The organism is Novosphingobium kunmingense (genome assembly GCF_002813245.1).
Classification (GTDB): Bacteria; Pseudomonadota; Alphaproteobacteria; order Sphingomonadales; family Sphingomonadaceae; genus Novosphingobium; species Novosphingobium kunmingense.
This window is the reverse complement of sequence record NZ_PHUF01000002.1, coordinates 936,144-956,267: the sequence shown is the minus strand read 5'-3', so window position 1 is coordinate 956,267 and position 20,124 is coordinate 936,144. Positions and strand designations below refer to the sequence as shown.

At 65.6% G+C, this 20,124-nt stretch carries 14 protein-coding genes; 7 read left to right on the top strand and 7 right to left on the bottom strand.

What is annotated here, in order from left to right; translation table 11 throughout:
- Positions 1 to 19: 19 nt before the first annotated feature.
- The 5 genes from B0I00_RS04635 (at position 20) to B0I00_RS04615 (ending at position 5,644) form a co-directional block, all read left to right on the top strand.
- On the top strand, positions 20 to 1,231 hold the full coding sequence (locus B0I00_RS04635; RefSeq protein ID WP_100866499.1) for a saccharopine dehydrogenase family protein: 1,212 nt from the start codon (positions 20 to 22) through the stop codon (positions 1,229 to 1,231).
- Positions 1,231 to 1,761, top strand: coding sequence for an O-acetyl-ADP-ribose deacetylase (locus B0I00_RS04630; protein ID WP_100866130.1), 531 nt, complete (start codon positions 1,231 to 1,233; stop codon positions 1,759 to 1,761). The genes B0I00_RS04635 and B0I00_RS04630 overlap by 1 nt, the downstream gene beginning before the upstream one ends.
- A gap of 50 nt (positions 1,762 to 1,811) precedes the next feature.
- Positions 1,812 to 3,011, top strand: coding sequence for a carboxynorspermidine decarboxylase (locus B0I00_RS04625; RefSeq protein WP_100866129.1), 1,200 nt, complete (start codon positions 1,812 to 1,814; stop codon positions 3,009 to 3,011).
- A gap of 30 nt (positions 3,012 to 3,041) precedes the next feature.
- Positions 3,042 to 4,289, top strand: a complete 1,248-nt coding sequence (locus B0I00_RS04620; RefSeq protein WP_100866128.1) for a serine hydrolase domain-containing protein — start codon at positions 3,042 to 3,044, stop codon at positions 4,287 to 4,289.
- A gap of 164 nt (positions 4,290 to 4,453) precedes the next feature.
- Positions 4,454 to 5,644: a type III PLP-dependent enzyme gene (locus B0I00_RS04615; protein ID WP_100866127.1), complete on the top strand. Its 1,191-nt coding sequence runs from the start codon at positions 4,454 to 4,456 to the stop codon at positions 5,642 to 5,644.
- Between the two features lie 89 nt (positions 5,645 to 5,733).
- Here the strand turns inward: B0I00_RS04615 and B0I00_RS17145 are convergent, their stop codons facing one another.
- The 4 genes from B0I00_RS17145 to B0I00_RS04590 all read right to left on the bottom strand — a co-directional run bounded on the left by B0I00_RS17145 (position 5,734) and on the right by B0I00_RS04590 (position 14,340).
- Positions 5,734 to 6,723, bottom strand: a complete 990-nt coding sequence (locus B0I00_RS17145; RefSeq protein ID WP_198519135.1) for a DUF2853 family protein — start codon at positions 6,721 to 6,723, stop codon at positions 5,734 to 5,736.
- 111 nt (positions 6,724 to 6,834) lie between these two features.
- Positions 6,835 to 8,142: an HlyD family type I secretion periplasmic adaptor subunit gene (locus B0I00_RS04600; RefSeq protein WP_232730109.1), complete on the bottom strand. Its 1,308-nt coding sequence runs from the start codon at positions 8,140 to 8,142 to the stop codon at positions 6,835 to 6,837.
- Between the two features lie 3 nt (positions 8,143 to 8,145).
- A complete protein-coding gene (locus B0I00_RS04595) occupies positions 8,146 to 9,891 on the bottom strand; it encodes a type I secretion system permease/ATPase (protein ID WP_198519134.1) in 1,746 nt (581 codons plus the stop codon).
- Positions 9,892 to 10,044: 153 nt separating this feature from the next.
- Positions 10,045 to 14,340 (bottom strand): beta strand repeat-containing protein, encoded by a 4,296-nt coding sequence (locus B0I00_RS04590; RefSeq protein WP_100866126.1) that lies wholly within the window; start codon positions 14,338 to 14,340, stop codon positions 10,045 to 10,047.
- Positions 14,341 to 14,737: 397 nt separating this feature from the next.
- Between B0I00_RS04590 and B0I00_RS04585 the strand changes: the two genes are divergently transcribed.
- Together B0I00_RS04585 and B0I00_RS04580 are read left to right on the top strand one after the other, a co-directional pair.
- Entirely contained in the window at positions 14,738 to 16,069 is a 1,332-nt protein-coding gene (locus B0I00_RS04585) for a TolC family protein (RefSeq protein WP_100866125.1), read from the top strand.
- Positions 16,066 to 17,028, top strand: coding sequence for a cell wall hydrolase (locus tag B0I00_RS04580; protein WP_232730108.1), 963 nt, complete (start codon positions 16,066 to 16,068; stop codon positions 17,026 to 17,028). Before B0I00_RS04585 ends, B0I00_RS04580 begins: the two co-directional genes overlap by 4 nt.
- A gap of 12 nt (positions 17,029 to 17,040) precedes the next feature.
- On the opposite strand, the gene hemA is transcribed toward B0I00_RS04580, so the two are convergent.
- The 3 genes from hemA to murI form a co-directional block, all read right to left on the bottom strand.
- Positions 17,041 to 18,255, bottom strand: a complete 1,215-nt coding sequence (gene hemA / locus B0I00_RS04575) for a 5-aminolevulinate synthase (RefSeq protein ID WP_100866124.1) — start codon at positions 18,253 to 18,255, stop codon at positions 17,041 to 17,043.
- A 94-nt stretch (positions 18,256 to 18,349) separates the two neighbouring features.
- Positions 18,350 to 19,270: an MBL fold metallo-hydrolase gene (locus B0I00_RS04570; protein WP_100866123.1), complete on the bottom strand. Its 921-nt coding sequence runs from the start codon at positions 19,268 to 19,270 to the stop codon at positions 18,350 to 18,352.
- Complete coding sequence (gene murI, locus B0I00_RS04565) at positions 19,267 to 20,064, bottom strand: glutamate racemase (RefSeq protein ID WP_100866122.1); 798 nt, start codon at positions 20,062 to 20,064, stop codon at positions 19,267 to 19,269. The genes B0I00_RS04570 and murI overlap by 4 nt, the downstream gene beginning before the upstream one ends.
- Positions 20,065 to 20,124 lie beyond the last annotated feature (60 nt).

Genomic DNA, 20,124 nt, shown 5'->3' with positions numbered 1-20,124 from the left:
GGCAAAGGAGTTTCAGGAAGTGAGCAAGGTACTGGTTATCGGCGCTGGCGGCGTCAGTTCGGTGTGCGTCCACAAGATGGCGATGAACCCCGACATCTTCAGCGACATTCACCTCGCCAGCCGCACCCGGGCCAAGTGCGATGCGATCGCCCGGTCGGTCAAGGAACGAACCGGCCAGACCGTCTCGACCTACGAGATCGACGCCGAAGAAGTGCCCGCGCTGACCCGCCTGATCGAGCAGATCGGCCCCAGGCTGGTGGTCAACCTCGCGCTGCCGTATCAGGACCTGCCGATCATGGACGCGTGCCTGGCCGCCGGCGTCGATTACCTCGACACCGCGAACTACGAGCCCAAGGACGAGGCGAAGTTCGAATACAAGTGGCAGTGGGCCTATCACGACCGCTTCAAGGAAAAGGGCCTGATGGCTCTGCTGGGATCGGGCTTCGATCCAGGGGTGACCAGCGTGTTCGCGATGTGGCTCAAGAAGCACAAGCTCAAGACGATCCGCCAGCTCGACATTCTCGATTGCAACGGCGGCGATCACGGCCAGGCCTTTGCCACCAATTTCAACCCCGAAATCAACATCCGCGAAGTGACCGCCCCGGCCCGACACTGGGAGGGCGGCCGGTTCGTCGAGACCCCGGCCATGTCGAAGAAGGTCGCATTCGACTTCGACCAGGTCGGGCCGAAGAACATGTACATGATGTACCACGAGGAACTGGAAAGCCTGGCGAGGTTCCTGCCCGAACTGGAACGCGCCCGGTTCTGGATGACCTTCGGCGATGCCTATATCACGCACCTGACCGTGCTGCAGAACGTCGGCATGACGCGGATCGATCCGGTTCTGTACCAGGGCAAGGAAATCGTGCCGCTGCAGTTCCTGGCCGCCGTTCTGCCCAAGCCGGAAACGCTCGGCCCGACCACCAAGGGCAAGACCAACATCGGCGACATCGCCACCGGCGAGGCGCTTGACGGCAGCGGCGAAAAGACCTTCTACATCTACAACATCTGCGACCACGAAGACGCCTACGCCGAAACCGGCAACCAGGCGATCAGCTACACCACCGGCGTTCCCGCGATGATCGGGGCAGCGATGATGCTGACCGGCAAGTGGCAGGGCGACGGCGTGTTCAACATGGAAGAAATGGATCCCGATCCGTTCATGGACATGCTCAACACCCATGGCCTGCCGTGGCAGGTCCACGAATTGCCGGCACCGGTCGACTTCTGATGCTGGTCGGCTCGACCCGATTGCTGGTGCACCTGGGGAGCATCACGCAGCTCGGCGTCGACGCCATCGTCAACGCGGCCAATTCGTCGCTGCTGGGCGGGGGCGGGGTGGACGGCGCGATCCACCGCGCCGCCGGCCCCGGCCTGCTCGCCGAATGCCGCACGCTTGGCGGATGCCGACCGGGCGAGGCGAAGATCACTGCCGGCTACGACCTGCCGGCGCGCCACGTCATCCACACCGTCGGCCCCGTCTGGCAGGACGGCGAGCGCGGCGAGGAGGCGGTGCTGCGCGACTGCTATCGCAGCAGTCTTGCCGTCGCTGCCGAAAACGCGGTGCGAACCATCGCCTTCCCGGCCATATCGACCGGCATCTTCGGCTATCCGCGCGAGGACGCGGCTCGGGTTGCCGTGACCAGCGTGCGCGACGCCGTCGCGGCCGCCCCCGGCGCTTTCCATGAGGTGCTGTTCGTCTGCTTCAGCGACGAAATGGTCCAGACTTTCATCACGCCCTTTCCCGAACTCTCCGCCTGACGCGGGCAAACAGGTCTGGCATCCTGGCGGCGAAGGGCTACATCGGCGCGATGGAAACCAGAGCCGGCGATCCCGGGGCCTTTGCCCGTTTCGACCTGTCGCGCGTCGACAGCCCGTCCTTCGTGGTCGATGCCGCGCGGCTCCGGCAGAACCTTGCCGTGCTGGCCGACGTGCGCGACCGCACCGGGATCAAGCTGCTCTCGGCGCTCAAGGCCTTCTCGATGTGGGAAGTGGCGCCGATCGTCGGTGAATATCTCGACGGCGTGTGCACCTCTGGCCTGTGGGAAGCGCTGCTGGCAGCAGAGCACTACAGGGGCGAGATCGCGACCTACTGCGCCGCCTACAAAGCCGAGGACCTGCCCGAGATCCTGCGCCTGTCGGACCACGTGATCTTCAATTCCCCTGGCCAGATTGAGCGTTTCGTGCCGCAGATCGCCGTGGCCCGCGCCGCCGGTCAGATTTTCGACATCGGCTTGCGCATCAATCCGCTGCACGCCGAGGGCGAGGTGCCGCGCTATGATCCTTGTGCCCCGCATTCGCGCCTTGGCTTCCCGGTCGACCAGCTGACCGACGAGCACATGGAAGGGGTCGATGGCATCCATTTCCACACCCTGTGCGAGCAGGATTTCGAACCGCTGAAGCGCACCTGGGAGGCCGTCCTGCCGCGCATCGAGCGGTTCCTGCCGCAGTTGTCGTGGCTCAACTTCGGCGGCGGGCACCACATTACCCGCGCCGATTACCAGCGTGACGATCTTGTCGACTTCCTAATCCGGGTAAAGGCGCAGACCGGCTGCGAGATCTATCTCGAGCCGGGCGAGGCTGTGGCTCTCGACGCCGGCATCCTTGTCGGCACGGTGCTCGATACGCACTGGAACGGCATGCCGCTGGCGATTACCGACGTCTCGGCCACCTGCCACATGCCCGACGTGATCGAGGCGCCCTATCGCCCGGCGATGCTGGGCGAACTGCCGCAGGTCGACATCGAGGTCGATGAGACCGCCGGCGGGGCGGTACGGCTTGGTGGGCCGTCGTGCCTCGCGGGGGACGTGATCGGCGATTACCGTTTTGCCGCGGGTCCCGAGATCGGCCAGCGGTTCGCCTTCCTCGACCAGGCCCACTATTCGATGGTCAAGACCACGACGTTCAACGGCGTGCCGCTGCCCTCGATCTGGCTGTGGGACAGCGAGAGCGACGCTTTGAAGCAGGTGCGCAAGTTCGGATACGAGGACTTCCGCGACCGTCTGTCCTAGGCCATGGTCGGGCAAGGAGTGGAGAGAGCGATGCCCGACCAGATTCTCGACGCAGACAGCAGCGATCCCGTGCTCATGGGCTGGATGGAAGGGTTGCCACCCCCGCCCGAAAGGCGCATTCGCTGGGCCGATGCCGGGCACATGCGCTTTCCCATGCATCGCCACGCCTATTCCCGCATGCGCGAGTTCCTGCCGACGACGCGGGTCGGGCGGGGTGCGACGCTGTGGGACCTGCCGGTGGCGCTGCGTGACGATCTCGACGCGGTTGCGTTCCAGGCGCTCGACGATGGGCGCAGCCTTACCTGGGCCGAGGCGCAGAAGGCCAATTTCACCGATGCCATCCTGGTCCTGCACCGGGGGGCGATCGTGTATGAACGCTACCGCGGCGCGACCCGGCCCGACACGCCGCACATCGCCTTTTCGGTGACCAAGAGCTTTGTCGGCACCCTGGCGGAAATGCTGGTCGCCGAAGGACGCCTCGATCCTGCCGCGCCGGTTGCGGACCTGATCCCGGAACTGGCCGCCAGCGGCTTTGGCGATGCGACGCTGCGGCAGGTCATGGACATGACCACCGCGCTCGATTTCAGCGAGGAGTACACCGATCCGACCTCGGGCATCGGGGCGATGAGCAACGCGCTTGGCCTGACCCCGCGCCCGCCGGGCTATGCCGGGCCGGACGATGTGTTCGAATTCCTCCCCACCGTTCGCAAGAACGGGGAGCATGGCGCGCGGTTTACCTACCGCACCTGCAACACCGAGGTGCTCGGCTGGATCGTGGCGCGGACCGAGGGTGAGCAGCTCGACCGGGTCCTGTCGCGGCGGATCTGGCAACCGCTCGGAATGGAGCAGGACGCCGATTTCCTCATCGACACCTCGGGCATGCCTTTTGCCGGCGGCGGGCTCAACCCGGTGCTGCGCGACATGGCCCGCTTCGGCGAGGCGATGCGGCTCGGCGGAACTCTCCCCGGTGGCAGCCAGGCGATCCACGCCGCGGCGATCGGATCGATCCTGCCCGGCGGCAGCCGCGAGGCGTTCGCGCCGGCCGGCTATCGGTGGATTCCGGGCGGTTCCTACCGCAGCCAGTGGTGGTTCGTCGGCGGCAACCACGGCGCCTATTCGGCGCGCGGCATCCATGGCCAGGCAATCTATGTCGATCCGGTTGCGGAAATGGTGATCGCACGATTCGGCTCGCACCCGGTGGCGGCCAATTCGGCCTTGGATCCGACCTCGCTTCCGGCCTACAAAGCGGTGGCCGACCATCTGATTTCGCACGGTTAATCGCAGAGTCCCGTTTTGCAGCAGTGCTGTCACAAAAATTCATTTGCACTTAATCTAGGGACCCCTATATCCGCCCTCCGCTGCCCCAAGGGGACTTCCAATAACCGCAAGGCAGCTTCGTCTTCGTGTTACCTGGCCGAAAGGCCTATTGGGGGTCCCTTGAGTTGCACCAATTTCACGACGCATCGGCTGTAGTTCGCGCCCTTTCGCCCGACGAACCCGTTATCCTCAACCGCCCGCACGCCGCGGCGCGCGCTGCCCGCTTCTTTACCGAGAAGTTCCCGGGCAAGTCGCTCTATGCGGTGAAGGCGAATCCTTCGCCTGACCTGCTCAAGGTGCTCTGGGACGCCGGAGTGACGCACTACGACGTCGCTTCGATCGCCGAGGTGCGCCTGGTCCGCGCCACGCTGCCCGAAGCGGTGCTGTGCTTCATGCACCCGGTCAAGGCGCGCGGCGCGATCGCCGAGGCCTATCACCAGCACGGGGTGCGCACCTTCAGCCTCGACAGCCACGAAGAGCTGGCCAAGATCGTCGAAGCCACCGATGGTGCCGAAGACCTGTCGCTGTGCGTGCGCCTGCGCGTCTCGTCCGAGTTTTCGGAACTGAGCCTGGCCAGCAAGTTCGGCATCGACCTCGCAGATGCCGCGCCGCTCCTGCAGGCGACCCGTCAGGTCGCTGATGCGCTGGGCATCTGCTTCCACGTCGGGTCGCAGGCGATGACCCCGTTCGCCTATGTCCAGGCGCTGGAACGCGTCCGCGCGGCCGTAGTCGATGCCTCGGTTACCGTCGACATCGTTGATGTCGGCGGCGGCTTTCCGTCGATCTATCCGGGCATGGAGCCCCCGCCGCTCGAAGACTATTTCGCCGCGATCCACCGCGCCGCCGAATCGCTGCCGGTTTCCTATTCGTCGGAACTGTGGTGCGAGCCGGGCCGCGCGCTGTGCGCCGAATACAACTCGCTGATCGTCAAGGTCGAGCGGACCCGTGGCGACGAGCTCTACATCAACGACGGCGCTTATGGCGCACTCTACGATGCGGCGCACGTCGGCTGGCGCTTCCCGGTGCGCTGCCTCAGCGAAGGCCGCAGCGAGGTGCAGACTGGTTACTCGTTCTACGGGCCGACCTGCGACGATGCCGACTACATGGAAGGCCCCTTCCTTTTGCCGGCGGACATCAAGGTCGGCGACTACATCGAGATCGGCATGCTCGGCGCCTATGGCGCGGCGATGAAGACGGCGTTCAACGGCTTCGGCCAGGCCGACCTCGTCACCGTGACCGATGAGCCGATGGCAAGCCAGTATATGGGCAACCGCCGCGATCCGCGCAGCAGCGACAACGTGGTCGCGCTCCGCTGAACGGCTGATTTCCGGACTAATTAGAAGGGGCGGAAAAGCGTAAGCGCTTTTTCCGCCCCTTCTTCGTTCGGACCTGCCGCTGGCTGGCGCTAGCGGAACAGCAGGAAAGCGGCGACCAGCAACCCCAGCGCGATGACGATCCACAGCCAGCCCATCGAGCTGGTGTCGTCGGCCGGTGGCACGGCGGACGGTGCCGGCGCGGCAGACTTGGCAACCGGGGCCGGTTCGGCAGCGGGCGCCGGGGTCGGTGCCGGTTCGGCAGCAAGGCTTGCAGCCGGCAGATCGGCGACCTTGGCCACGGGGGCCGGTGCAGGCGCAGGAGCAGTCGCAGGAGCGGGCGCAGGTGCAGCAGTCTTCGGAGCAGCGGCGGCAGGCTTGGCCGCGGCCTTTTCAGAAGCAGCTTTCGTCGCCGCTGGTTTCTTGACCGGGGCGGCCTTTACCGTCGCTGCCTTTGGCGTCGCTGCCTTTGGCGTAGCGGTCGTTGCAGATGCTGATGCCGCTTCAGCCTTCGTGGCCCTCTTGGCGGCAGGTTTGGCGGCCTTCGCGCCGTTCATTGCGGCCAGCGGCTGAGGTGTGTTTGCAGCGGGCTTCGTTGCTGCCTTGGCGGTCGACGCTTTGCTGGCCGGAGCCTTTGCAGCAGCAGCCTTCGTTGCCGGTGCCTTGGTCGCGGGCTTTGCGGCAGCCGTAGCTTTGGGAGCCTTAGCCGCCGGCGCCTTTGCAGCCGCTGGCGCCTTGGCGGTTGGCGTGGCAGCACCCTTTGGCGCGAACAGGCCCAGCTTTCCGAACTCGGCAGCAAGCAGGTAGTAGACGGTGACGCGGTTCTTGGTCCGGTCGCCCTTCATCCGGGCGGCAACCTTGGCGATCGCGCCGTCGAGCGCTTCGTCCGACTGGGTCAGGCCCAGCTTCTTCTTGAGGAAATTGCTGCGCACGCGCGCTATTTCCTCGGCATCGCTGAATGCGACCAGCGCGGAATCGGCCTTGCGCAGCGCGATGCCGCAATAACGGACGATTGCGGCAATCACGCCGTCGTCGGCATCGGGTGCGTAGATCTTGACGTCGGCGGCCCAGTCGGTTGCCATTATTCCCCTCCAGATGGTCAGGGGCGGGATGAGCGGCAGCGCCGTACACCCGCCTGAAGCTGACGGAAACCTAACGACAAATCGGCGATATGCCAGCCGAAATGCGCTGCGCTATTCGCGGAACGCGTTTTCGGCAAGGCGGGTGATCGGGGAGAAGATGTAGGACAGCACCGACCGCTTCTCGCCCAGGAGCGAAATGTTGGCCGTCATGCCGGGCCCGATCGGCAGCTTCTTGCCGTCGCCGTCGACCAGCGGACCGACCGTCTCGACCTCGACCGTGTAGAAGCTTTCACCGGTCTTTTCGTTGACCAGCGCGTCGGGCGAAATCGATACCACGCGCCCGTCGAGCTTGCCGAAGATGGCCGAGTTGTAGGCTGTGATCTCGATCGAGGCCTTCTGTGCGATGCGCACGTTGGCGATGTCCTGTGGGCGGACCATCGCCTCGATGAACAGCGAATCGCCGGTCGGCACGACTTCGACGATAGGCGATCCCGGGGCGACCGAGCCGCCCACGGTCGAAACCAGGACGCGGTTGATCCGGCCGGTCATCGGCGCGCGGATCGTGGTGCGGTCGACCTTGTCCGACAGCGCCGGCAGGGTCTGCTGCTGGGCCGAAAGCTCGGCCTGCGCCTGCGAAAGCTCCAGGCCGGCGCGGCCCATCCAGTCGCTGCGGGCCTGGGCGGTGGAACTGCGCGCCTCCGCCACGGCGGAGCGGGCGCGTGCGACGGCGGCCTCGGCCGCGATGACTTCGTTTCGCGCGACGGTCACCGCGTTCTGCGCCTTGATCAGATCGACCCGACTGACGATTTCCTTGGCGGCGAGGGGTTCGATCATGCGCAGTTCGCTTTCGACCGCGTTTAGCGCCGAGCGGCGCGCGGCCACGGCAGCCTCGGCTTCGTTCACCGAGCGGGCGGCCTGGTTGGCGCGGGCTTCGCCGGCGGCAATCAGGCCCTGCAGTTCGGCACTGCGCGCCGCGTGGAGCGAGCGTTCGACCGCGACCTGGCTGCTCGCCATGGCGCCGTAATTGGGTGTCGAACCGCGCACTTCGGCGTTGAGGCGCGCGATCTTGGCCTGGAGCGCAGCTACCGAGGCCGAAGAGCTGCCGAGCTGTGCGTTCGACAGGGTGGGAGAGAGGCGAACAAGGATGTCCCCGCGCCGCACGATCTCGCCTGGCTTGACGAGGATTTCCTCGATTACACCGCCTTCGAGGTTCGAGACCACCTGCATTTTCGAGCTGGGCACAACCCGGCCGACCGAATGGACCGTCCGGTCAAGCTTGGTGAAGGTCGCCCAGAGCAGGAACAGGACGAAGAATCCGCCGATGATGTAGAGCAGGACGTTGGCCGAACGCCGGGCCTTGAACTCCTGTTCGTCGAGATCGGCTTCGTCGCCCTTCAGGTAATCGAGCATGTTTGCCATGGCTCAGACCTTCGCAATCTGGGGGGAGGGGCGCGGGCGCGTAACCTGGCGCAGGACCTCGGATGTCGGACCGTCCATCGCCACCCTGCCGCGCGCCATGACGATGACGCGATCGGCCAGGTTGAGCAGCGACGGGCGGTGCGTGATAAGAATCAGCGTCCGCCCGGCAAACTCGTTCTTGAGCCGGTGGATCAGCCTGGCCTCGGTCTCGGTGTCGACCGAGCTGGTCGGCTCGTCGAGCACCAGGATCGGCGGGCGGCCGATCAGCGCGCGGGCCATGGCGATCGACTGGCGCTGCCCGCCCGACAGGCCTTCGCCGCGATCGTGGAGGCGCAGGTCATAGCCGTTGGGCAGCTGCGAGATGAAGTCGTGCGCCCCGCTGACTTCGGACGCGCGCAGCATCTCAGCCTCGTCCACGTCGTCGCGGCCCAGAATGATGTTGTCGCGGATCGTGCCGGTCAGCAACACGTTGTCCTGGAACAGCGCGCCAACCTTGGCGCGGAGCGACGGGGGGCTGAACTGGCGGATGTCGGTCCCGTCTATCATGACCAGGCCGCTGGTCGGCGGATAGAGTCCGATGATCAGCCTGGCGATGGTCGACTTGCCCGATCCGATCGGGCCGATCAGCGCCACGTGCTCGCCCGGATTTATGCGGAACGACACCTTGGTCAGTGCCAGTTCCGGTGCATTGGGATAGCGGAAATCGACCTCGCGGAATTCGATCCCGCCGGTCACGTTGTGCAGCTGGATTCCCTCGCCGGCGGGTCCCTCGGGCGGCTGCGACATCATCTTGTCGATCTGGCGATAGGCGGTGCGGGCCGAATTGATCCGGGTCAGCAGCTGCGCGATCGTCGCAAGCGGCGCCACCGCGCGCCCGGCCAGGATCGAACAGGCGATCAGGCCGCCCATGGTCAGCGTGCGCGCCTGGATCGCATAGACGCCGAAGATCACGACCCCGGTATAGGCCATCGTTTGCATCGTACCGGCCATGTTGATCGAGATGGTCGAAATCAGGCGCTGGCGCAGGGAGACGCCGGCATGTCCCATCACTGCCTTGTCCCAGCGTTCCGACAGCATCCCGCCGGCGTTGGCCGACTTGACTGTCTCGAGGCTGCCGATGGTTTCGACCAGCACCGCCTGCTTGCCCAGCGCCTCGCCCAGGGTTTCGGCCGAAAGCTTCTGCATGACCGGCTGGCTGATCAGCGCGGTCACCACGACGATCGGGATCAGGACGATCGGCACCCAGACGATATTGCCGCCGATCAGGGCGATCACCGCAAGGGTGATGAAGATGAACGGCAGGTCGACCAGCGCGGTGAGCGTCGCCGAGGCGAAGAAATCGCGCAGCGTCTCGATCTCGCGGACAAGGCCGGCGAGGCCGCCGGTCGAACTGCGGCCCAGATCGAGCCGCATGTCGAGGATCTGCTGGAAGATCGATTTGCCGATGTCGCGATCGATCCGTGCTCCGGCTACGTCGACGAAATAGGCGCGCAGCAATTTGAGCGCGAAGTCGAACAGCAGAATCAGCACGAGGCCGACGGTCAGGCCGATCAGCGAATCCGTAGCATTGTTCGGCACCACGCGGTCGTAGACCGTCATGGTGAACAGCGATGTGATCAAGGAGAACACGTTGATCATGATCGCCGCCAGCGCGACCCTGGTATAGATCGCGCGGTTCTTGCGAAGCGGGGCGGCCAGCCATGGTGCGATGCGGCCTCTGGGAACGTCTACGTCCGAATACGAGAGCAAAACCTAAACTCCCCCAAGCATCCCGCTGAAATCACTGGAACCCGACTTGGTGACCCGCAGTCTAGGCCTTGTTTGTGAACATTTCCACCCATCCCGGACGTGAACGCGGGCGCACCGCCGTGGGTGCGCCCGCGCTTTCTCCGTCCGGTCCGCTTACAGGATATTGACCACCTGCGCCGCGGCGTACTGGAAGGCGGCGTCATCCGCATCGCAGGAATAGCGGATCGTGCCGATCATGCCGTCGTTGTTGTACTGATCCAGCGCGGAATGGATCGCCGAACCGGAATGGTCGTAGCCCTGATCCGGCTGCGGCGACTGCCAGAAGCTCGTGCTGGTCTTGGTGACCTTGTGTCCTTCGAGAACGAAGATGTCGAAGGTGTCGTTCGCCCCCTGGAACAGCGGGTTGGTGTCGCTGGGCGGCTTCCCGTCCTGGGTTCCGGCAAAGGCCTGCAGATAATTGACCGCATCCTGGATGAAGTGCTGCGGGTTCTTGCTGTCATCTGCGGTGCCCGGGTTGTTGATGCCGTTGCCCGCCAGGTAGTTGAGCCAGGACGCGATCACGTCGCGGCCGAGGATCTGCACGCCGTCGTTTCCGACCGTCTTGTTCGACGCGCCGACCAGGCTCTGAGCATCGGGCAGGCTGATGAAGATGACATCTTCGCCGGTGCCGAGCCCGTCGCCATTGAAGTCGCCGATGAGAAGGCCCTTCTGGTCTTGCCCGTTGATAGCTCCGTCGCCGTTGCTGTCGACCTTGTAGAGCACGTCCTCTTCCGGGAAGCCGACCGTGCCCATCTGCTTGGGATCGCCCACCGCCGTGCCGTCCCACAGGTTGGTCCAGCGGTTCCAGAAACCCGGGGTCCGCACGCCGACGCAGTTGTCGAGCATGAAGTAGTTCGCCGCATCGTTGTCGGTTGCGCCCTGGGTGGTGGTGACTGTGGCGATGTTCTGGTGCTCGCCCAATTGGCCGGTGTACGAGTAGTACACCGCCATCGAAGCATTGGGGCCAAGTCCGACGGTGTCGAGCACGCCGTCGTTGTTGGTGTCATAGCTGGCCCAGGTGCCGTCGATGTCGCCATCGTTGTCGATGTCTACCTGCGCGTTGAGCGTCGTGTAGTTCAGCGCGCCGCCATCGAGTACGTCGGCGATCTTGATCCCGGTCAGCGTGACATTGCCGGTGTTCGTGACGACCACCTTGAAGTCGACCGTGCTGGACAGGCTGGCTTCCGGCCCGCTCGGCAGGTCGGCATCTTCCCACCCGCCGTTGACGGTGTTGTCGGTGACGTCCGTGTTGACGTACTTCTCGACATTGACAAGCGGGTTGTAGAGCAGCGGGGCGTCGGCCGGATCGGTGTCGGGGCCGGTCTCGTTCGAATCCGCCGTGGCGACGTTGTCGATGTCGCCGTCGCCGCCGCCGTTGTTGTCGAGTTCGGCCTGGGTGACGGTGTGGACCGCGGTATAGGCCCAGGTCTCGCCGACCTCGAGCAGGGCGTCGTTGTCACCGACCAGGTCGGCCACCCGCACGATCGTGCCGGCGTCCGCGTTGGGATCGGTCACCACCACCCCGGTGAGGGTGACGTTGCCGGTGTTCTGGACGCTGATCGCGTAGTTGATCTTGTCGCCCGCGTCGTTGGCGCCGGTCAGCCCGTTGGTGCCGACCCCGCCGGTGATCGAGGTGACGTCCTTGACGATGTTGAGCGAGGGCGCGGGCAGGACCGGCGCGCTGGCGTCGTCGGTGTCGGGGCCGGTCTCGTTCGAATCCGCCGTGGCGATGTTGTCGATGTCGCCGTCGCCGCCGCCGTTGTTGTCGAGTTCGGCCTGGGTGACGGTGTGGACCGCGGTATAGGCCCAGGTCTCGCCGACCTCGAGCAGGGCGTCGTTGTCACCGACCAGGTCGGCCACCCGCACGATCGTGCCGGCGTCCGCGTTGGGATCGGTCACCACCACCCCGGTGAGGGTGACGTTGCCGGTGTTCTGGACGCTGATCGCGTAGTTGATCTTGTCGCCCGCGTCGTTGGCGCCGGTCAGCCCGTTGGTGCCGACCCCGCCGGTGATCGAGGTGACGTCCTTGACGATGTTGAGCGAGGGCGCGTAAACGAGGGGAGTCGAAACGCTTGAACTCTTCTCGAAGGTCTCGACAAAGTCGACGGTGACCCGGTTGTCGGTATCGCCGTCGGTATCCAGCCCGCCGGTGATCGAGGTTCCGGGGTTGTCGAGTTCGGCCTGGGTGACGGTGTGAACCGCAGTATAGACCCAGGTTTCGGTGACATCGAGATCGCCGTCGAGATCGGTGTCGCCCGATGCATAGGCTATCGCGTCGCCATCGGCGTTGAGATCGGTATAGGTGAAGCCGGTCAGCGTGATGTTGCCGGTGTTGTCGATGGTGATCGTGTAGTTGATCTTGTCGCCGGCGCTGTCCGCCTGGTTTGAACCATTGAAGTCAGGTCCGTCGGTTATGCTGGCCACGGCCTTCACCACCGTGAAATCGGGATCGTAGACGATCGGAGCGACCGCGCTTGCCGAGGCCGGCCCGGTCTGGTCGCTGTCGGCGGTAGCCGTGTTCTCGATCGAGCCCGATTGGAAGCTGCCCACCTCGACCGTGCCGTCGGAATCGAGGTCGTCCTGGTCGAGGACATAGGTTTCGGGAAGAGCCGCGCTCGACTGACCGGGCTGCAGCGTGCCGACATTGTAAACGTTCCCGGTCAAGGGATCGGTCACGACGACACTGGTCAGGGTGACGTTGCCAGTATTGGTGACGCGGATAGTGTAGTTGCCGACGTCGCCCACCGCATCACCAAGACTGTCCCCGTCACCGCCGGTCCAGCCGTCGAACAGCTTGACGATGGCGAGCGATGCTGCCGGAACGATCGGCGCCGCGGCCGAATCGGTTGCCGTCACGGTTCCGCTCCCACCGACCGGCGATGCCGTCACGGTGGCGGAATTGTCGAGGTCCCCGTCGCCGCCGCCGTTGGTGTTGAGATCACCCTGCGTGGCGGTGCGCGTGGCGGTATAGTGCCACGTCTCGCCCATATCGAGAATATCGTCGCTGTCCGTGTCGCCAAAGTTGAAGCCACCGGCCTTGAGCACCTCGACTGCCCCGGAATCGGACAGCGCATCGGTAACGACGACATTTGTGAGGTCGACTTCGCCGTTGTTGTGAACGGCAATGGTGAAGTTCGCGATGTCGCCCGCGCCGTTGATGACCGTTGTCGACGGAGTGTTGACGATGGTGTCGGCGTCCGTGACGTTCACGAACACCTTGTCGATCGTGATGTTGGGCACGAGCTGATGGTTGCCGACGAGGATCGAATAGGTCCCGGGCGCGCCGACGACCACGGTTTGGTCGCCGTCGTTGAGCAGATCGGTCGTTTGCACCCAGGTGCCCGCGTTGGGCGGCAGCAGCGCAGCCCAGGCGCCATCGGTCCAGCCGCTGCCCCGATCGGCGCTGGTGAGCACTTCGCGGACCGTATAGTTCGTGTTGGGCAACAGGCTGTAGAACGCGAAGCTGCCGTCGGACGCCGTGACGGTGTACTGTTCGAACGAGTCGAGCTTGTTGTCGCCATCCTGGTCGATATAGATGACGAAGCCCTGAAGCGGGCCTTCGCCGTTGTCGCGGACGCCGTCGTTGTCACTATCGTTGAACTTGATGCCGGTGATCTTTGCGGCGTTGATCGTGTTCCATTCGGCAAAGCCCGCGTCGTCCGGCGGAGTGGGGCCGAACTGCGAGAACAGGGTCACGTAGTCGGTCGGCTTGGCGCCGGCGAACATCGCGACCGGGAAATAGAACGCATAGTCGAGCTTGCCCTGGCCAGCGCCGTCGTCACGCATCAGCAGTTCGGCCGTGTCGTTCGCACCGCGGTAGTCCTGCATGTTGAAGCGCAGGGTGAAATCGGTTGCGGCGTCACCGGGGTTGTTGGCGAAGGCAAGGGAGAGCGGGTTGGATGTGTCGAAATGGAAATCGGGGAGGGTGGCGTAGGCGGACGAGGTGTAGATCTGCAGCTGCTCGAGCGACACCTCTGTGCCCGTGTTCTCGTTGATGTCGAGGTTGATCTGGTAATAGGCCTCTGCCGTGCCGTCGCCGTCGAAATCGCGATAGATGATCGGGATGTCGCCCAGCCGCAGCGCATCGGTGTTCGGGTTGGAAATGTCGATCGTCTTGCCGGGATAGCCGGCATTTATGAAGTCCTGTCCGCTATAATCGATGTCGGTGTTGAACCCGAGCAGCGTCGAATCGCCGTTCATGTTCAGGAAGGGGTTGAACAGGCCGGTGCCCGTGGCGCCGATGAACTGGCTTTCGTCGAAGCTGTAGTGCTTCAGGTAGAACGGCATCCCGTTCAGCTCCGAAGGATCGGACCAGCCCGCATCACCAGCGTTGTAGTCGTCCGCAAACGGGTTCGCGGGATCGCCCAGCGAAGCATCGTAATTGGTGACGTTGATCGACAGAATGGCCATGGGTTATCCTTTCCAGCAAACTCGAAGCCTCTAGTCCGGCGACGCAAATGCGCGGCCCGCCTGGGCAGTTGTTTCGATTGGTGCGGATGAATCCGCCCTTGCGTCGGATGCCGACTCGGCACGCGCAGGACGACCCTTGTTAACTCTTGGTTAAGCGCGTTGGCTAACCTCGTCAACGCGAAAAAATGAGCGAAAGTGCGCACTTAGAATCGTCGCGACGCTTGACTGCGTTAACCATGTTCGTTTGCTGCGGAGTCGCGACCGGGCTTGGCGCGAATCGCGCAACGCTGTTACGCAAGGCCCGCCCAGACCGTCGGCGGCGGTTCCAATCACGCCCGCTTTATCGTTGTCTGTGAAACTGTTGGCCGCGCGCGCCGCGAGTCGGGGGGAAGCCGAAATGACACCAGTTCGACACCTTGCAGCGTTTGGCGGTCTGCTTCTGGCAGGCACGAGCCTTTCCGGGGAAGCCCGGGCGCAGTCGATGACGCTGAACGAAGCGGCGGCGACGGCCCTCGCGCGCAGTCCCGATTTGGGGCAGGCCGACGCCCGCGTGAAGCAGGGCGAGGCTGCCGAAGACCAGGCACAGCGCGATTGGTTGCCCAAGTTCACGGCCGAGGCGAACGTCGGTTTCCGGCGGCTGGAGAATTCGGCACGCAACAGCCTGGGCTTGTCGGCGCTGAACGAGAAGCCGCGCTACGTCGGGATCTCGGTCGATCAGCCGATCTGGGACATGGGGCGCCGCTCGGCCACGATTTCGGCGCAGAAGGCGCGGGTTTCCTCGCTCAAGGAAGAACGTGAGCAGGCGGCCGAGCAGGCGACCTTCCAGGCCGCCCGCGCCTATGTCGTGGCGCTGCTCTATGGCGGCCTGCTCGAAACGGCCCGGGCAAACATGACCTTCCACGATCGTTTGGCCGCCGACATGCGCGAAGGCGTCGCCCAAGGCGCGATGAGCGTGTCCGAACGCCAGCAGGCCGACGAACGCCGCCAGCAGGCCCGTGTGCGCCTTGCCGATGCGGAACGCGACGTGGGTACGGCGCGCAACCTGTTCATCAGCCTGGTCGGGCGCGAGCCGGTCGGCCTGCAAGTGCCTCCCGATGCCAGCCCCGCGCTGGCGACGACTCTCGAAGAGGCGATCCAGAACGCGGCGCGCCAGGATCCGGCGGTGATTGCCGCGCAGCATGACGTCAAGGCCACCCAGGCCATGGTGCGCCGCGCCGAGGCGGATGGATTGCCGACGATCGATGCGCAGGGAAGCGCCAGGACGGGCAACGATTTCGACGGGTTCCGCGGCAAGACCAACGATTATTCCGCGCTTGTCTCCATGCGCTGGCGCTTTTTCGACGGGGGCGTCAACGCCGCGCGGGTACGCGAGGCGATGGGCCGGTCCTACGAGGCCGCCGAGGCGCTGATCAAGGCGCAGCGGGAAAGCGAACGCGGCGTCCGCGACGACTGGGAGCAGCTCTCGGCGTGGCGCACCAAGCTGACCGAGCAGTCGCTTCGCGCGCAGGTGGCGAGCGACCTGGTCTTCTCCTACCGTTCGCAGTTCGGGATCGGGCGGCGGTCGCTGCTTGACGTGCTCGACGCGCAGAGCGCCTCGTTCAGCGCGGCGGGCGAGCGCGAATCGGCACGGGCGAGTACGATCCTCGCGGCCTATTCGCTGCTGGCGCGCGAGAACCGCTTGCGCGAGTTTCTCGGCATCACCGAGCGAAAGTCCTACGGGCCCGAGTGAGCGACGCCGGGGAGCGAAAAGGACGTCCGCAGCGTGGTGCTGCCGTCGCCGCCTTCGGCGGCGCGGTGGCACTTGCGGTCTGGCTTTCCCCCGGGCGCCAGAGCGAGCCGAAGGTCTCGAACCGCCCGACCGGCCCTGACGCTTCCATGCCGGCGATGCCGCCACCGGACCTGCTTGCGGCGACCGCCGACAACACGACCATCGTGGTCGAAGCGGCCGAGGCGCGGGCGGCTAATGCCGCGCTTCCGATCATGCCTGGCGCGCTAGAGCCGGCGCCGGCCTTTGTCGGCCCGGACGATCCCGCTACGCGGCTGCGTGCCGAGACGTGCCTGGCCCAGGCGATCTATTACGAGGCAGGTTTCGAAAGCGAGCGCGGCCGCCGCGCCGTTGCGCAGGTTGTGCTGAACCGCGTTCGTCACCCGGCCTATGCCCGCGGTGTCTGCGACGTGGTCTACCAACGGATCGGTCCGACCTGCCAGTTCACGTTCGCCTGCGACGGAGCACTGGCGCGCGTGCCGGTGCCGGCGGTGTGGGACAGGGCGCTGCGCGAGGCGCGTGAGGCCCTGGCTGGCCGGGTCGAGAAATCGGTCGGCATGGCGACCCATTACCACGCCGACTACGTCTATCCGGCCTGGGCGCCTCGACTCGAAAAGGTGGCGGCCATCGGCCAGCACCTGTTCTACCGCTGGCCGCAGGGCTGGGGTCGGCGCGCGGCCTTCACCGCGCGCTATGCCGGGGTCGAGCCGGGCGTGGTGCCGTTGCCGGCCGCGACGGAAACGGGCAGCGCCGAAGATGCGCTGGCGTCGGCCAGCGGGACCAGCGCCGAGATCCAGCCGCGCCGCTCCGACAACGATGCCGGCTACGTCGACGTCAGCAAGGGCTGGAGGCCGAGCATCGCGGACCTGGAAAGCGAAGCGGCGGCGGAAGCACCGTCCGCGCCGCAGCTGAAATCGCCGTAACGTCTGTGGCCGTCAGGCTGCGAGTTGCAGGTCCAGCCGCTGCCAGATCTCGACCAGCGCTGCGGTCAGCTCGGTCATCATCGCCTCGGTGTGGGCAGGGCCGGGGGTGAAGCGCAAGCGCTCCGTTCCGCGTGGGACGGTCGGGTAATTGATCGGCTGCACGTAGACGCCGTATTCGGCCAGCAGCACGTCGCTGATCTTCTTGGCGCGGACCGGATCGCCGACCATCAGCGGCACGATGTGCGTGGTCGATTCCATCACCGGAAGGCCGGCATTGGCAAAGGACGCCTTCAGGAAGGCGGCAGAGGCCTGCTGCGCCTCGCGCTCGACGCTTGACCCTTTGAGGTGGCGGACCGAAGCCAGCACGCCCGCCACCAGCACCGGCGAAAGCGAGGTGGTGAAGATGAAGCCTGGCGCATAGCTGCGGATCACGTCGATGATCCGGGTGTCGGCCGCAATGTAGCCGCCCATCACGCCGAAGGCCTTGCCCAGCGTGCCTTCGATGATGTCGATGCGGTGCGCCGCCTCGTCGCGATCGGTGATGCCGCCGCCACGCGGGCCGTACATGCCGACGGCGTGAACCTCGTCGATATAGGTCAGCGCGTTGTACTTTTCCGCCAGGTCGCAGATCGCGTGGATCGGGGCTACGTCGCCTTCCATGGAGTATACCGATTCGAAGGCGATCAGCTTGGGCAGGGCCGGGTCGGTTTCGGCCAGCAGTTGTTCGAGGTGTTCGACGTCGTTGTGGCGGAACACGCGCTTTTCGGCGCCCGAATTGCGGATGCCGGCAATCATGCTGGCGTGGTTGAGCTCGTCCGAAAAGATCACGCAGCCAGGAAGGATCTTGGCCAGCGTCGACAGCGTCGCGTCATTCGAGACGTAGCCCGAAGTGAACAGCAGAGCGCCGTCCTTGCCGTGAAGGTCGGCCAGTTCGCGTTCGAGATCGACGTGGTAATGCGTGTTGCCGCCGATGTTGCGCGTGCCGCCCGAACCCGCGCCGACATCGTGCAGCGCCTGTTCCATCGCCTCGATCACCTTGGGGTGCTGGCCCATGGCGAGATAGTCGTTCGAGCACCACACCGTGATCGGCTTGGGGCCGTTGTGCCCGGCAAAGCAGCGCGCATTGGGATATGCGCCCTTGTTGCGCAGGATGTCGATGAAGACCCGGTAGCGGCCTTCGGCATGAAGGCGCTCGATCGCCTGGTTGAAAATGTGATCGTAGTTCACGCGGGTCCCACCCCTCCGGCGCGCAGGCGGCGGATAGGGCCACAGCGCAGAATCTGCCGCCCCTTACTCCACTGCAGCCAAGCGCGCCAGCACCTTATTGCGATGCTGGCCCAAAGTCGGAGGACGAGAAGTGGTAGTGGATCGTCCGTTCGTTCACGAGCGCCAGCATCAGATCGGAGTCGTGGCCGGGGACGACGATCAGTCCCGGCGCCGCCGCCACCAGCGCCTTGATCGTGCGCAGCCAGGCGTAGACTTCGGCGCGGTCTTCCGGAGCGAAGTAATCGCCGATCAGCCGCGACCGGGCCCGCGTTTCGCGCCAGCTGGTCTCGAGCGTGGCGATGTCTCCGGCAAACAGGACCTCGCGCCCGTCGGCCAGCTGGACGAAGTACATCTGCGATCCTGGCGTGTGGCTTGGCGCGGGGATGGCGACGATTCCGGGCGCCACGGCAAATGGCCGCGTGGCATCGCGCGGTCCGCCTGTTGCGATTGCCGCCGGGTTGAGTTCGACCAGCGCGCGGCGCAGCGGGGTGTTGAGCTGGGCGGCACGTGGGGCCGCTGCAGGCCTGAAGGCAAGCCCGCCAAGGTGATCGGGATGCTCGTGCGTGACGAGAATCAGGCCCGCCGTGTCCATGGCGCGATCGACGCGGGCCTGTCGCTCTGCCCGGTAGACCGACAGGTCCATGTCCCTGGCCTGGGCCGGAGCCAACCCGCTGTCGATCAGGACCGGCCTTGCACCGGGAACGGGAAGGCGGAAGGCCATGATCCCGATGCGGTGCTGGCGAAGGCCCGTGCCGGCCGCGAAAAGCGTGCTCGGCAGGTCTCGCCAGCCGACCAGCTCCATTTCGACCCCGGCGGGGTGGGGGCCGGAAATCGACCCGGCAAGCTGGCGCAGCTGCGCCATGCTGACCGGCTTGGGCGGGATGTCGCCGGGCCGGTTGTCGAGCAGCAGCCAGTAATAGGGCAGGCCGACCGCGACGAGCAGGAACAGCAGGATCAAGTTGAGCCGCCGGGTCATGCCAGCACCTCCAGCTCGCTTAGGCCGTAGCGGGCAAGTGCCGGGCGAAGCGCGTCGAGGTCGGGATCGCCGCGCGTGAAGATCGCCCGGTCAGGCCGCAGTCGCGCAAAGCGCTGGTTCGCGGTCAGGTGGGCGATGCGCCGCGCGATGCCCTCGGCGCCATCGACGAAGCGCACGTCCGGGCCGAAGGTGGAAGCCAGCTCGTCGGTCAGCAGCGGAAAATGCGTGCAGGCGAGGACCACGGTGTCGATCCGATCGCCGCGCGGCTGGTCGCGCAGACCGGCGACGGCGCGCGCGATCGTGGCGGGATCGACCGCCTTGCCGCGCAGCTTGGCTTCGGCGGCGCCGATCAGTTCGCTGGCGGCAAAGCGCAGCAGGGTCTTGCCGCTGGCGTGGTCTGCCTCGAGCCGGTCGACGTAGACCTGGCGCACCGTGGCTGCCGTGCCGAGCAGGCCTATTACGCCGCTGCGGGTCGCCTCGGCGGCGGGCTTGATCGCCGGGACGGTGCCGACCACCGGCACGTTGAGCACGTCGCGGACCATGGCCAGGGCGATGGTGCTGGCGGTGTTGCAGGCGATGCAGATCAGGCGGGGGCGGAACCGCTCGCTCATTCGGCCAAGCAGGCCGCAGACCCGCGCGGCGATTTCCGCTTCGCTCTTGGTGCCATAAGGCAGGCCGCCGTTGTCCGCTGCATAGATCACCGGCGCGTCGGGCAGGACGCGGCGCAAGGCGGCCAGCACCGACAGCCCGCCGACGCCGGAATCGAACAGCAGCAGCGGCGCGGCAGCATCCATTTCCGTCGCAATACCCCCCGCTGTCGTGTCAGGCGCCCTTGTCGGCCCGGTGGCCTTGTA